This window comes from Cellulomonas sp. NEAU-ZC6, from assembly GCF_056844425.1.
In genome coordinates, this window is record NZ_JBXFYH010000005.1 from 1 (window position 1) to 13,218 (window position 13,218).

Genomic DNA, 13,218 nt, shown 5'->3' on the forward strand with positions numbered 1-13,218 from the left:
CGGCCGGGCCCGGGCGTCTGAGGGGGCGACAAGATCGGGTGCGGTACGAGGACGAGGAGACGGCGTGGCCTGGGAGCGGGAGCTCGAGGACTTCGTCCGCGAGCGGGGTGACGCGCTGGTGGGATACGCCTACCTGCTCGCGGGCGACCTCGCCGCGGCGGAGGACCTCGTGCAGGAAGGCCTCGTCCGCACCTGGACGAGACGGCGCGCAGGCGCCGACGTCGAGTGGCTCGAGGCCTACGTGCGGCGGTGCATCCTGCACGCGTTCGTCGACGGCCGCCGTCGCGCCCGCCGGTGGCGCGACGTCGCCCACCTCGTCGCCCTGCCCGAACGCGGCGAGGGCCACCAGGGCAGCGACGACCGCGACGCGGTCCTGACCGCCCTGACCCACCTCACCCCCCGCCAGCGCGCCTGCGTGGTCCTGCGGTTCTACGAGGACCTGCCGCTGCAGGACATCGCCGACCGGCTCCAGATCAGCGAGGGCGCCGTCAAGCGCTACCTGCACGAGGCCAACCGCGCCCTGGCACCACGCCTCGGCCCCCAGGCCGGCCTGACCGCCGAGGACATCCCGACCACGAAGGGCGGCACGCGATGAACCACGACCTGGACGCCGCGCTGCACGACCTCGCCGCCGGCGCCGCCGCCGCCCACCGCACCCGCACCACCACCGACACCGGACTCCTCCTGACCCCGACCCTCCGCCGGGTCCGCCGCCGCCGCCGCACCCGCGCCGCCGCCGCGGCCACCGGCAGCCTCGCCGTCATCACCGGCCTCGTCCTCGGCGGCATGGCACTCGGCCAGGAGCCCGACCCCCAACCCGCCGGACCGAGCCCGTCGACCACCCCCACCCCGGCACCCTCACCGAGCGCGACCCCGACCGGACCGTCCGTCGTCCTGCCCACCGGCGACCCGGCCCTTCCGTTCGGCACCTGCGGGGCGCTCGCGACCGCCACGCCCAGCACCCCGGTCACCACGGAGTTCCGCGCCTGGATCCAGGCCGACGCGGCCGCGGTCCCGGCCGGCGACCCGATCGGCGTGGCGGGAGGCGTCGCGCTGGACCCGCCCGGCACCCGCCACGTCGTCGTCCCCCGCACCGGGCCGCAGGTCGCGGTGCTGCGCGACGGCGTGGTCGTCGCGACCGGGCAGCTGGGCGGCGACGCCACGCCGTCCTACCGTGGGTCGGGTGGCGAGGACCTGCCCGATCCGGAGGTCCACGAGAGCGCGGACTGGCTGACGCCCGCCGTGTGCGGGCCCGACGGGCAGCCCGGCGTCACGGCGGGGGCACCGCTGCCGGCCGGTGACTACACGCTGGTGCCCTGGGCCGAGGTCATCGACCTGGACGGGGCGCGGATCACGGACGACGCGGGCGACTGGCTGCCGGTGGCGGACGCCGTCGCCGCCTCGGGAGCGCAGCCGGAGACGGTCGTGGGCGACGGGATCACGATCACGGTCACCGGCGAGGCCGAGCAGGTCGCGCCCGTGCCCGGCGCGGGTGGCTCTCCCGCGACCCTGCCCGCCGCCGAGCTGCCGACGTGCGGCGACCCGCTGCCGTCGCACCTGCCCGGCAGCCCGCTGCGCCTCGACGTGCCCGCCGCCGGTGCCGTGGTGCAGGTGGCGGACCTCCCGACGCTCGACGTCCGGCTCACCTACGGCGGCGACGGACGCCTCGAGCTCGGGAGCACGGAGGTCGTGCCCTACGCCGTCCGCGACGGCGTGGTCGTGGGCGTCCCGATGCCCGGCGACGCCGGCTGGCGGATGCTCCTCGCGCAGGGGATCGCGGCGCCGGTCCCGAGCACGGGCGGCCCGATCGCCTGCGACTCGTCCTACGAGCCGCTCGGGCCGGGCACCTACGACCTGGTGCTGGCGGTCTCGGTGACCGCAACCGGGTCGGCGACACGCTCCGTGGCCTTCAGCGACCCGCTGACGCTGATCGTGCCGTGACGGGCGGTGCACGGGAGCGGGTCCCGCACCTCGCCTCCGCGCCCAGCCGTGGCCGGAACGCCGTGACCTCGTGATCGGCTGACGGGACGCGTCCGATCGGGTGAGGCGTACAACCGACCGGGCACACCGGTCGTCCACCACCCGAGACGACGACGCAGCGGGAGGGACGGCAGTGGACGACGGGGACGAGGTGGTCGCGGCGCTCGCCAGGGAGCGAGGCCGCGCGCTGGTGGGCTACGCCTACCTGCTGACCGGCAGCATGCGCGACGCGGAGGACCTGGTGCAGGACGCCCTGGTCAAGACGATGCTCCGCTCGCGGTCCGGCGTGGAGCTGGAGGCCGCGGAGGCGTACGTGCGACGGACGATCCTGACGACGTTCGTCGACGGCCACCGTCGGCTGCGCCGGTGGCGGGACGCGCTGCCGCGGCTCGGCCACGAGTCCACGGTGCCCGTCCCGGACCCCGTCGACCGCGTGACCGCCCAGGTCGACGTGCGCGCGGCGCTCGGGAACCTGCCCCGCCGCGAGCGGGCCTGCGTGGTCCTGCGGTACTACGACGACCTGCCGCTCGCGGACATCGCCGACGTCCTGGGCGTGAGCGTCGGCGCGGTGAAGCGCTACCTGTCCACCGGGACCCGCCGGCTGGAGGGTCTGCTCGGCCCGGTGCGAGGCACCGCCACGCACGACACCGAGAGGAGCCCGTTGTGAACCTCGACCTCAGCCGTGCGCTCGGCGAGATCGCCGACAGCGCGAGCGCCCACGCCGACCTGGGACCGGCGGACCGGATCGTCGGTCGCCGGCGGCGGCGCCGCGTCGTGCGCCGCACCGTGGCCGGCGCGTCCACGCTCGCCGTGCTCGGCGGGCTGCTGCTCGCCGGCACCGCGATCGCCGACTGGCGGACCGCCGACCCGCAGCCCGCGGTGACCGGCCCCGCGCCGACGCCCGCCTCCACGCCGGCTGCGACACCCGCGTCCCCGCCGGTCACGGCGCCACCCGTGGACCCGCCCGTGGCCTCCGAGCCCGACGAGCCCGCGCGCCCGCTCGCGGACCCGTACGTCAGCCGGTGGGACGGCACGTCGAGCATCACGTCCGACGCCCCGGTGTCCGGGGACGTGCTCGAGGACGGGAGCTTCTTCGGGTACGTGCTGGCGACGGACCCCGCCGCCGGCACCGTCACGGTCGACGTCGCCCTGTTCTACGGCGGGCAGGCGGCCACCGACTGGGCGCTCGTCAACGAGCCGGAGCAGATGGCGCAGGTGCCGGGATGGCCGCTCAACAGCTACGTGGTGGTCAACGACGTGGAGCGCGCCCGCAGCCTCACGCTCGGGGCCGGCGTCGTCGTCACCGGGTTCTGCGTCGACGCGGGCACGGTCCGGCAGGATCTCCGCTCCGTCACCGGGCTGACCGAGGCGGACCCCGCGTGCCCGGGTGAGTCGTCGGCGGCCGGGACGGGGCGGTCGGGGTTCTGGGTCGACGTGCGGGACGGCGCCGTGGTCCAGCTCGTCGGGCAGTACCTGCCCTGACGCCGGCTACCGAGGGGGTCGCGCGTCGGGGCGGTCGTCAGCCCCGGCGCGGCGGCTCAGCCCTCGGCGCGGTCCGCCAGCGCCTCGTCCACGGTCTCGCGGATGGTGAAGACCTGGGTCAGCGCGGTGATCCGGAAGACCTTGAGCAGCCGCTCGGAGTCGATCACCAGCTGCAGGCGGCCGTCGAGCCCGCGGACGCGCTTGAGCACGCCGACCAGCAGCCCGAGCCCGGTGGAGTCCATGAACCGCACCTCGGTGAGGTTCACGACCAGGTCCACGTGCCCCTGGTCCACCAGCGCGGTCAGCTTCTCGCGCAGCGCGGGCGCCGTGTACACATCGATCTCGCCCGTGACGTCGACGACCGTCCGGCCCTCGACCGTCCTGCTGGCCACACTCACGTCCACGTGGACTCCCCTCGCACTGGGAGCATTCAAACAGACGGCGCGGACGACGGCGTGCCGGTCACCCTCCAGCGTGTCCGGCGGTGACGGCGGCGAGCGCGGCGCGGTACTCGTCGGTCGTCCCGTCGGGGCGCACGCGCTGCAGGACGTGGTCGCGCACCCCGAGGCCGGCGAGGGTCGCGGCGAGGTCGGCGACGTCCCCGGGCCCCAGGACCGTCGGGTCGACGGTGGTACGGACCTGCACGTCGACGCCCGAGTCGAGCACGAGGCGCAACGAGGCGAACGCCTGGTCGGCGGCGGTCGTCGGGCCGCCGGTGCGGGTGATCGCGCGGTACAGGTGCGCGGGGGCCTTCACGTCCAGGCCCACCCAGTCGACGTGCGGCAGCAGGGCGGCCAGCCGCCGCGGGTAGGCGCCGCCGGTGTGCAGGCCGACGGCGAAGCCCGCGGCCCGCACCTCCCGCACGGCGTCGAGCAGGGCGGGCTGCCGCGTCGGCTCCCCGCCGGAGAACACCACGCCGTCCAGCAGCCCCGTCCGCCGTGCCAGCAGGGCTCGCAGCCGCGCCCACGGGACGACCCCCGGGGTGCGCGGGTCGAGGATCGCCGCGTTGTGGCAGTACGTGCACCGCCACGGGCAGCCCTGCAGGAACGCGGTGGCGACCAGCCTGCCGGGCCAGTCGACCGTGGACACCGGGACGAGGCCGGCGATCGCGAGGTCGTCGGCGCGGGAGACCGGGCGGGCCGGGGTCGCCGGCCCGCCCGCGGGGGTGCTGGTCATCGGGCGCTCAGGCACCCGCCGGCTCGAGGAACGGGGTGCGCTCCGCCTGCTCGCCGCGCTTGCCGATGTTGAACGAGCTGACCGGGCGGAAGTACCCCATGACCCGCGTCCACACCTCGCACTCGACCGGCTCGGCGTCCGGTCCGCGCTCGTCCGCGCACCGGTCGCAGGTCGGGTGCTCGCCGGCCAGGTAGCCGTGCGACGGGCAGATCGAGAACGTCGGCGTGATGGTCAGGTACGGCAGCCGGAACCGGGTCAGCGCACGGCGCACCAGCTGCTTGCACGCCTCGCCGCTGGACACGCGCTCGGCCATGTAGAGGTGCAGCACGGTGCCGCCGGTGTACTTGCGCTGCAGCTCGTCCTGGCGCTCGAGCGCCTCGAACGGGTCGTCCGTGAACCCGACCGGCAGCTGGGAGGAGTTCGTGTAGTACGGGTTCTCCGGGGTGCCGGCCTGCAGGATCTCCGGCCAGCGCTTCCGGTCCTCCTTGGCGAACCGGTACGTGGTGCCCTCGGCCGGGGTCGCCTCCAGGTTGTAGAGGTGCCCCGTCTGCTCCTGGACCTCGACCATCCGGGCCCGCACGTGGTCGAGCAGGCGCACCACGAGGGCGTGCCCGCCCTCGGCGGTGAGGTCCTCGGCGTCGCCGGTGAAGTTGCGGACCATCTCGTTGAGGCCGTTGACCCCGATCGTCGAGAAGTGGTTGTCCAGCGTGCCCAGGTACCGCTTGGTGTAGGGGAACAGGCCCTCGTCGATGTAGTGCCCGATCACCTCGCGCTTGAGCTCGAGCGAGGTCACCGCCAGGTCGATCAGGTGGTCCAGCTCGCGCAGCAGGATGGTCTCGTCGCCGCGGTACAGGTGGCCGAGCCGGGCGCAGTTGATCGTGACGACGCCGAGCGACCCGGTCTGCTCGGCCGACCCGAACAGGCCGTTGCCGCGCTTGAGCAGCTCGCGCAGGTCCAGCTGCAGGCGGCAGCACATGGACCGCACGTCGCCGGGGTTCATGTCGGAGTTGATGAAGTTCTGGAAGTACGGCAGCCCGTACTTGGCGGTCATCGCGAACAGCAGGTCGGCGTTCTCGGACTCCCACGGGAAGTCCTTCGTGATGTTGTAGGTCGGGATCGGGAAGGTGAACACCCGGCCCGACGCGTCGCCCTCCGTCATCACCTCCATGTAGGCCCGGTTCAGCATGTCCATCTCGGCCTGCAGGTCGCCGTAGGTGAAGCCGACCGGCTCGCCCCCGACGAACGGCACGTCGTCGCGCAGGTCCTCCGGGCAGGTCCAGTCGAACGTGAGGTTGGTGAACGGCGTCTGGGTGCCCCAGCGCGACGGCACGTTGAGGTTGTAGACCAGCTCCTGGATGCCCTGGCGCACCTGGGCGTAGGTCAGGCCGTCCAGCCGCACGAACGGCGCCATGTACGTGTCGAACGAGCTGAACGCCTGGGCCCCGGCCCACTCGTTCTGCATGGTGCCGAGGAAGTTCACGATCTGGCCGATCGCGGAGGAGAAGTGCCGCGGCGGCGTCGCCTCGACCTTGCCGGGGACGCCGTTCAGCCCCTCCTGCAGCAGCGTCCGCAGCGACCAGCCCGCGCAGTAGCCGCTCAGCATGTCGAGGTCGTGGATGTGCAGGTCGCCGTTCCGGTGCGCCGCGCCGACGGCCTCCGGGTACACGTGGCTGAGCCAGTAGTTCGCGACGACCTTCCCCGCGGTGTTGAGGATCAGGCCGCCCAGCGAGTAGCCCTGGTTCGCGTTGGCGTTGACCCGCCAGTCGCTGCGCTGGAGGTACTCGTCGATGGAGGAGCCGACCTCGACGACGGGCGTGTGATCCATGGGGCGTGCCTTTCGGTGCGGGTGGGTGTCGCCGCCCGCCCCGGCTCGTCGGCACTACATGTGGTGGTGCGACGGCCGTGCGGCAACAAGATGTGACAGTTCTATGCCGCCCGCCGGGCCACCGCGGGGACCTTCGTCCCGGCGCCGGCGCGCTGCCCGCGCGACACCGGCGCGGGGCCGCGGCGAACTCGCCCGGGTGCGCGGCGTGTCGCTGCCGGCGTCACCGGCCGCCGTGCTCCGCGGGCGCCAGGACGACCCGGTCGCCGGGGCGCAGCTGCGCGGCGCGGTCCCGCGAGCGCGCGTCGAGGACCCCCAGCACCGGGTACCCGCCGGTGACGGGGTGGTCGGCCCCGAACAGCACCGGCTGCCCGTCCGGCGGCACCTGCACGGCTCCGGGCACCAGGGGTTCGGAGGGCAGCTCGCCGCGCTCCCGGCGCTCCACGGGCGGTCCCGCGAGCCGGACCGCCACCCGGTTGCTGGCCGGCGTCACCGCGTACTCGACGCCGCCGAGCCGGTCGAGCGCACCGAGCGCGAACCAGTCGGCGCGGGGGCCCGGCAGCACCCGCAGCACGGCCGGGTCCGCCCAGGAGCGCGGCGGGTCGCCCCACGGCTGCGCGGCCGCCAGCAGCCGGGCGCCGACCGGCAGGACGTCACCCGGCCGCAGGGGCTCGGGGCCGATGCCCGACAGCTGGTCGGCCGACCGCGAACCGAGCACCGGCGGCACGTCGACCCCGCCGCGCACCGCGACGACGAGGCGCAGACCCCGTGTCGCGCGCCCCGTGCGCAGCACGCCACCCGGCGGGACGCGGGTGGCCGTGTGCGGGGGTATCGGGGCGGCGTCCACCCACGCCGGCACCTCGGCGCCCGCGAGCGCGACCACGCCACCGGCGGGGAACCGCAGCTCGAGACCCCCCAGCACCACCTCGAGCACCGCCGCGTCCCCGGCGTTGCCGACCAGCCGGTTCGCCAGGCGCAGCGCGCCCGCGTCGGCGGCACCGGAGCGGCCGACGCCGACCGCGGCCAGACCCGGACGGCCGGTGTCCTGCACGAGGGTGAGGACGCCGGGGGCGAGCACCTCGACCACCGCGGGCGGGTACGTCGGTGACGCCACCTCGGGGGCCGGTACCGCCCGGGCTCCCCCGGCAGCAGGCGCCGCCCCGCGGACGGGGACGGCGGCGGGGACAGGTGCGGTGGTCCCGGCGTCCGACGGGGCGAACCGCACGCGCGTGCCCGGACGCAGCAGCGCCGGCGGGTCGCGGTGCACGTCGAACAGCGGGACGTCGCAGGTGCCCAGCAGCAGCCACCCGCCCGGGGTCGCCGCCGGGTAGACGGCCGCGAACTCCCCCGCGACCGCGACCGCGCCGGCCGGGACGCGCTCCCGCGGCGTCGACCGCCGGGGCAGGTGCAGCGCCGGGTCCAGCCCCGTCAGGTACGCGAACCCGGGCATGAAGCCGCCGAACGCCACCGTGTACGTCGCCGCGGCGTGCCGGCGGACGACCTCGGCGACGTCCAGGCCGGACAGCCGCGCCACCTCGTCGAGGTCGGCGCCGTCGTACCGGACCGGCAGCACCACGGGCTTCCCGGCGGCGCGGGCGGTAGCAGGACCTGCCGCGGCGTTCTCGGCCCGGGCGCGCAGGTCGCCGGCCGCGGCCCGCGCGTGCGCCGCGTCCGCGAACCGGACCAGCACCGTCCGCGCCGCGGGCACGACGTCGACGGCGCCGGCGGGCGGCTCGGCGCGCAGCGCGTCGTCGAGCGCCCGGACCGCGTCCGGCCCGGGCAGGTCGACCAGCAGGGCGTCGGGGCCGTACGGCGCAACCCGGACGGCGCCTGGCCCGGGCCCCGCGCCCGCGGGACTCATCCGGCGACCGGGCGCAGCGCGACGCCCGCCGCCTCCAGCGCCGCCCGCACGGCGCGCGCAACGGGAACCGCGCCGGGGGTGTCGGAGTGCACGCACAGGGACACGGCGTCGAGGCGCACCTCGCCGCCGTCCACGGCGGCGACCACCCCGTCGCGGGCCATCCGCACGGCCCGCTCGGCGGCCTCCTGCGGGTCGGTGACGAGCGCTCCCGGCCGGCCGCGCGGCACGAGCGTGCCGTCGGCCAGGTAGCCGCGGTCGACGAACGCCTCGGTCACGGTCCGCAGCCCGGCGTCGCGCGCGAGCTCCAGGACCACCGACCCGGGGAGCCCGACGACGGCCAGCCCGGCGTCGGCACCGAGCACCCCGGCGACGACCGCCTCGGCCTGCGCGACGTCGTGCACGACCCGGTTGTAGAGCGCCCCGTGCGGCTTCACGTAGGTGACGCGGGCCCCGACGCCGCGCGCGACCGCCTGCAGGGCGCCTACCTGGTAGCTGACCTCGGCGGCCAGCACCCCCGGGGGGACGTCGAGCCGGCGCCGGCCGAACCCGGCGAGGTCCCGGTACCCCACGTGCGCGCCGACGGCCACGCCGCGCGCGACGGCGGTGGCGCAGCGTGCCGCCATGATCGCCGGGTCGCCCGCGTGGAAGCCGCAGGCGACGTTCGCGCTCGTGACGACCTCCAGGAGGGCGTCGTCCGCGCCGGGGTCGCCGAGCGTCCAGTCGCCGTAGCCCTCGCCGAGGTCGCAGTTCAGGTCGATGTGCGTCGCCACGCCCCCATCCTGCCGCCGCCGGCGCGCGCCGGGGCGGCCAGGGGTGAGGATGGTGCCGTGGTCGGGACCGGTGAGCTGCTGGACGTGCTGCTCGCCGGTGGCCGGCGGGCGGACCGGCTCACGCACGTGCGCCACCTGCCCGCGCGCGCCGGCGTGCCGGTCGACTGGCCGGCCTGGGCCGACCCCGACCTCGTCGCCGGGTACCGCGCGCTGGGTGTGGAGCGGCCGTGGGAGCACCAGGCGCTCGCCGCCGACGCCGCCTGGTCGGGTCGGCACACCGTGCTGTCGACGTCGACGGGGTCCGGCAAGTCGCTCGCGTTCTGGCTGCCGTCGCTGACGGCCGTCCGGGCGCAGGCCGCCGCCCGCACGCTCGACCCGGGCCGGATCGAGACGGTGACCCGGCGCGGCTCCGTGCTCTACCTGTGCCCGACCAAGGCCCTCGCCGCCGACCAGCGGCACGCCCTGGACCGGGTGCTGCACGCGGCGCGGCTGCGGGACGTGCGGGTCTCGACCTGCGACGGCGACACCGCGCAGGAGGAGCGCCGGTGGGTGCAGGAGCACGCCGACGTGGTGCTCACCAACCCCGACTTCCTGCACTTCGCGCTGCTGCCGCAGCACCGCCGGTGGGCGCGGCTGCTCGGGTCGCTCCGGTACGTGGTGCTGGACGAGTGCCACGCCTTCCGCGGGGTGTTCGGGGCGCACGTCGCGGCCGTGCTGCGCCGGCTGCGCCGCGTCGCCGGCATCTACGGCGCCGACCCGGTGTTCCTGCTCGCGTCAGCCACCACCGCCGAGCCCGCCGTGAGCGCCGCCCGCCTGATCGGCGTGCTGCCCGACGACGTGGTGTCCGTGGCCGGCGACGCGTCCCCCGCGGGGCGCAAGACCGTCGCCCTGTGGCAGCCGCCGGAGGTGCCGCCCGCCGCCGGCCCGTGGACCGGTCTGCTGCCCGAGGACGACCCGTGGGCGCTGCCGCTGGACGAACCGCCGGTGGACGTCGACCGCACGGCACCGCCGGGGCCCGCTCCGGACGACCCGGCGGGTGCGCCCGGTGGGCCCGACGACCTCGCCGCCCGCACCGCTGCACCCGCTCCGGGCCCGGACGCGGGCTCGGTCGGGCCGGCGCGCGAGGGCTCCGGCCCGCTCGGCACCGGCGAGGACCTCGTCGCCGACGACCCCGACCGCCCGCGCCGCTCGGCGACGGCCGAGGTGGCGGACCTGCTCGCCGACCTGACCGCCGCCGGTGCCCGCACGCTCGCGTTCACCCGGTCCCGGCGCGCCGCCGAGTCGGTGGCCACCGTCACCCGCGAGCACCTGCGCGAGGTGGACCCCGAGCTCGCGACGGCGGTCGCGGCGTACCGCGGCGGCTACCTGCCCGAGGAGCGCCGCGCCCTCGAGGACGCGATCCGCACCGGGCGGCTGCGCGCCCTGGCGACGACGAACGCCCTCGAGCTCGGCGTGGACATCTCCGGGCTGGACGCCGTCGTGATCGCCGGCTGGCCCGGCACCCGCGTCTCGCTCTGGCAGCAGGCAGGGCGGGCGGGCCGCGCCGGCGCCGACGGGCTGGTCGTCCTCGTCGCCCGCGAGGACCCGCTCGACACCTTCCTGGTGCACCACCCCGAGGCCGCGCTGGACGCCCCGGTCGAGGCGACGGTCTTCGACCCGTCGAACCCGTACGTGCTGGCGCCGCACCTCTGCGCGGCCGCCGCCGAGACCCCGATCCGGACCGAGGAGCTGGACCTGTTCGGCCCCGGCACCCGCGAGCTGCTCGACGTCCTGGTCGAGCGGGGTGCGCTGCGCCGTCGCCCGTCGGGCTGGTACTGGACGCACGCGGAGCAGGCCGCCCGGCTGACGGACCTGCGCGGGACCGGCGGCGACCCGGTGCGGGTCGTCGAGTCCACCACCGGCCGGTTGCTCGGCACGGTCGACTCGGCCGCGGCCGACTCCACCGTGCACCAGGGCGCCGTCTACGTGCACCAGGGGGCGACCTACGTGGTGGACGAGCTGCACCTGCAGGACGGCGTCGCGCTCGTGGACCGCCGGGACGTCGACTACGGCACGTGGGCGCGGTGGGTCACCTCGACGGAGATCCGCTCGACGACGCAGGAGCGCCGGTGGGGCCCGGTCACCTGGGGGTTCGGCGCCGTCGACGTCACCACGCAGGTGCTGAGCTTCCAGCGCAAGCGCATCCCCGACATGGAGGTGCTCGGATCAGAGCTGCTGGACCTGCCCGCGCGCACGCTGCCGACCACCGCGGTGTGGTGGACGGCGCCGGCCGAGGTCCTGGCGGCGGCCGGCATCACGGTCGAGACCGCGCCGGGAGCCCTGCACGCCGCCGAGCACGCGTCGATCGGGCTGCTCCCGCTGCTCGCGACCTGCGACCGGTGGGACCTGGGCGGGGTGTCGACCGCGCTGCACGTGGACACCGAGCAGGCCACGGTGTTCGTGCACGACGCCTACCCGGGCGGCGCGGGGTTCGCCGAGCGCGGGTACGCCCTCGGCGCCACCTGGCTGCGTGCGACCCGGGAGGCCATCGCGACCTGCCCGTGCCGGACGGGCTGCCCGGCCTGCGTGCAGTCGCCCAAGTGCGGCAACGGCAACAACCCGCTGGAGAAGGCCGCGGCGGTGCGGCTGCTCGACGCGGTGCTCGCGCACGCGCCGGAGTGACGCCCGCGCCCGTGCGGCGTGGCCGACGTCGGGCGGGCCGGCGCCGCGTCGGGCCAGGTCGGGCCGGGTCGTGTCGAGCCGGCGCCGGGTCGGGCCCGGTCGGGCGTGCCCGCGCCGCGTCAGCTCGCGTCAGACGCGCGGCACAGGCCGGGCGCCGTCGTGGGACGAGGTGGCGTAACGCGCCGCGATCGTGCGCACCGCCTGGTCGACCGCCGCGAGCCGCTCGTCGTCCGTGATGGACCAGGTGCCGTGGACCAGCTGCGGCCAGAACACCGCGGAGGCGATCATCCCGAGCAGCTGGGTCGCCGCCACCTCGGGGTCGTCGACGTCGGCGGTCCCCGCCGCGCTCGCCGCACCGAGATGGCTGCGCAGCGCCCGCAGCACCGGAAGCGTCCCGAAGTCGAAGGTGCGCTCCTGCAGCGCGGGGAACCGCGGCGACTCCGCGATGATCGTGCGCATCAGCCCGGCCATCCGCGGCCGGGCGAGCACGTCCGCGTACGCCCGGCCGAGCTGGACCAGGCCCCCGAGGAAGTCGTCGGCAGGTGGCTCGACGGGCTCGCCCTCCGACGTGCCGCCGGCCGCGAGCACGGTCGCCTCGAAGAGCGCGGCCTTGGTCGGGAACTGCTTGAACAGCGTCGCCCGGGAGACGCCCGCCAGCTCGGCGACGCGGGCGAGCGACGTCCGGTCGTAGCCGGACTCGAGGAACAGCTCGGCGGCGGCGTCGAGGATCGACGCGCGGTTCCGGGTCGCGACGTCGCGGTGGTAGTCGGGCAGCGGACGGGCCATGGACTCATGGTCCCACGAGGTGAGTCCATTGACTCACCTCGTGACGAGTGCCACGCTGGGACGAGGTGAGCCGGTCGACTCACCTCGGATCAGCCGGAGGAGCGGGACCATGGCGACGGTGTTCATCCACGCGACGGTGACCCTGGACGGGTTCATGGCCGACACCGAGGGAGGCGTCGGCTGGATGTTCGGGTTCCCGACCGCGCCGGAGGACGAGGCGGTCGTGCAGCGGGTCGTGGAGCGGATCGGCGCGGTCGTCGGCGGAGGCACCCGGGACCAGACCGTCGAGGCCGGCGAGGAGCCCTACGGCGGCGCGCTGCAGGTCCCCGTGTTCCTGATGACGCACACGGAGCACGCGCCGATCGAGAAGGACGGCACCACCTACACCTTCGTGGTCGACGACATCGCGCAGGCGGTCGCGGCCGCGAAGGAGGCAGCGGGTGACAAGTGGGTCAGCCTGCTCGGCGGCAGCATCGCGCGGCAGTGCCTGCGGCTCGGGCTGGTCGACGAGATCCACCTCCACGTCGTGCCGCTCCTGCTCGGGGACGGCATCCCGCTGTTCGCCGGGCTCGGCCGGCGGGTCGAGCTGGAGCGGGTCGAGACGTCCGGCTTCGCGGGCGAGGCGCACCTGCGGTACCGCGTGGTGCGGTGACCGCCCCCGGGTCGGGCGCGGCCCGGCC

12 protein-coding genes are annotated in these 13,218 nt (G+C 76.1%); 6 read left to right on the top strand and 6 right to left on the bottom strand.

Features of this window, described 5'->3' with window-relative positions:
- Nucleotides 1–64 precede the first annotated feature (64 nt).
- The 4 genes from AC1050_RS17610 to AC1050_RS17625 all read left to right on the top strand — a co-directional run bounded on the left by AC1050_RS17610 (nucleotide 65) and on the right by AC1050_RS17625 (nucleotide 3,462).
- On the top strand, nucleotides 65–595 hold the full coding sequence (locus AC1050_RS17610; protein ID WP_482387203.1) for a sigma-70 family RNA polymerase sigma factor: 531 nt from the start codon (nucleotides 65–67) through the stop codon (nucleotides 593–595).
- Entirely contained in the window at nucleotides 592–1,941 is a 1,350-nt protein-coding gene (locus tag AC1050_RS17615) for a hypothetical protein (RefSeq protein WP_482388711.1), read from the top strand. The genes AC1050_RS17610 and AC1050_RS17615 overlap by 4 nt, the downstream gene beginning before the upstream one ends.
- A 172-nt stretch (nucleotides 1,942–2,113) precedes the next feature.
- The gene (locus tag AC1050_RS17620; protein WP_482388712.1) at nucleotides 2,114–2,647 is read left to right on the top strand and encodes a SigE family RNA polymerase sigma factor; all 534 of its coding nucleotides are present in this window, start codon (nucleotides 2,114–2,116) and stop codon (nucleotides 2,645–2,647) included.
- The gene (locus AC1050_RS17625; RefSeq protein ID WP_482388713.1) at nucleotides 2,644–3,462 is read left to right on the top strand and encodes a hypothetical protein; all 819 of its coding nucleotides are present in this window, start codon (nucleotides 2,644–2,646) and stop codon (nucleotides 3,460–3,462) included. The genes AC1050_RS17620 and AC1050_RS17625 overlap by 4 nt, the downstream gene beginning before the upstream one ends.
- Before the next feature lie 56 nt (nucleotides 3,463–3,518).
- On the opposite strand, the gene AC1050_RS17630 is transcribed toward AC1050_RS17625, so the two are convergent.
- The 5 genes from AC1050_RS17630 to AC1050_RS17650 form a co-directional block, all read right to left on the bottom strand.
- Nucleotides 3,519–3,854 carry an STAS domain-containing protein gene (locus tag AC1050_RS17630; RefSeq protein WP_454050767.1) on the bottom strand — a complete coding sequence of 112 codons (336 nt, stop codon included), beginning with the start codon at nucleotides 3,852–3,854 and terminating at the stop codon, nucleotides 3,519–3,521.
- Nucleotides 3,855–3,924: 70 nt separating this feature from the next.
- On the bottom strand, nucleotides 3,925–4,638 hold the full coding sequence (locus tag AC1050_RS17635; protein WP_482388714.1) for an anaerobic ribonucleoside-triphosphate reductase activating protein: 714 nt from the start codon (nucleotides 4,636–4,638) through the stop codon (nucleotides 3,925–3,927).
- Nucleotides 4,639–4,645: 7 nt separating this feature from the next.
- Nucleotides 4,646–6,463 carry a ribonucleoside triphosphate reductase gene (locus tag AC1050_RS17640; RefSeq protein ID WP_482388715.1) on the bottom strand — a complete coding sequence of 606 codons (1,818 nt, stop codon included), beginning with the start codon at nucleotides 6,461–6,463 and terminating at the stop codon, nucleotides 4,646–4,648.
- Nucleotides 6,464–6,683: 220 nt separating this feature from the next.
- On the bottom strand, nucleotides 6,684–8,321 hold the full coding sequence (locus AC1050_RS17645; protein ID WP_482388716.1) for a 5-oxoprolinase subunit B/C family protein: 1,638 nt from the start codon (nucleotides 8,319–8,321) through the stop codon (nucleotides 6,684–6,686).
- The gene (locus AC1050_RS17650) at nucleotides 8,318–9,091 is read right to left on the bottom strand and encodes a LamB/YcsF family protein (protein WP_482388717.1); all 774 of its coding nucleotides are present in this window, start codon (nucleotides 9,089–9,091) and stop codon (nucleotides 8,318–8,320) included. Before AC1050_RS17650 ends, AC1050_RS17645 begins: the two co-directional genes overlap by 4 nt.
- Nucleotides 9,092–9,148: 57 nt before the next feature.
- On the opposite strand from AC1050_RS17650, the gene AC1050_RS17655 reads away from it, so the two are divergent.
- The gene (locus tag AC1050_RS17655) at nucleotides 9,149–11,752 is read left to right on the top strand and encodes a DEAD/DEAH box helicase (protein WP_482388718.1); all 2,604 of its coding nucleotides are present in this window, start codon (nucleotides 9,149–9,151) and stop codon (nucleotides 11,750–11,752) included.
- 129 nt (nucleotides 11,753–11,881) lie between these two features.
- On the opposite strand, the gene AC1050_RS17660 is transcribed toward AC1050_RS17655, so the two are convergent.
- A complete protein-coding gene (locus tag AC1050_RS17660; RefSeq protein WP_482388719.1) occupies nucleotides 11,882–12,538 on the bottom strand; it encodes a TetR/AcrR family transcriptional regulator in 657 nt (218 codons plus the stop codon).
- Nucleotides 12,539–12,647: 109 nt separating this feature from the next.
- Between AC1050_RS17660 and AC1050_RS17665 the strand changes: the two genes are divergently transcribed.
- Entirely contained in the window at nucleotides 12,648–13,190 is a 543-nt protein-coding gene (locus AC1050_RS17665; protein WP_482388720.1) for a dihydrofolate reductase family protein, read from the top strand.
- Nucleotides 13,191–13,218 lie beyond the last annotated feature (28 nt).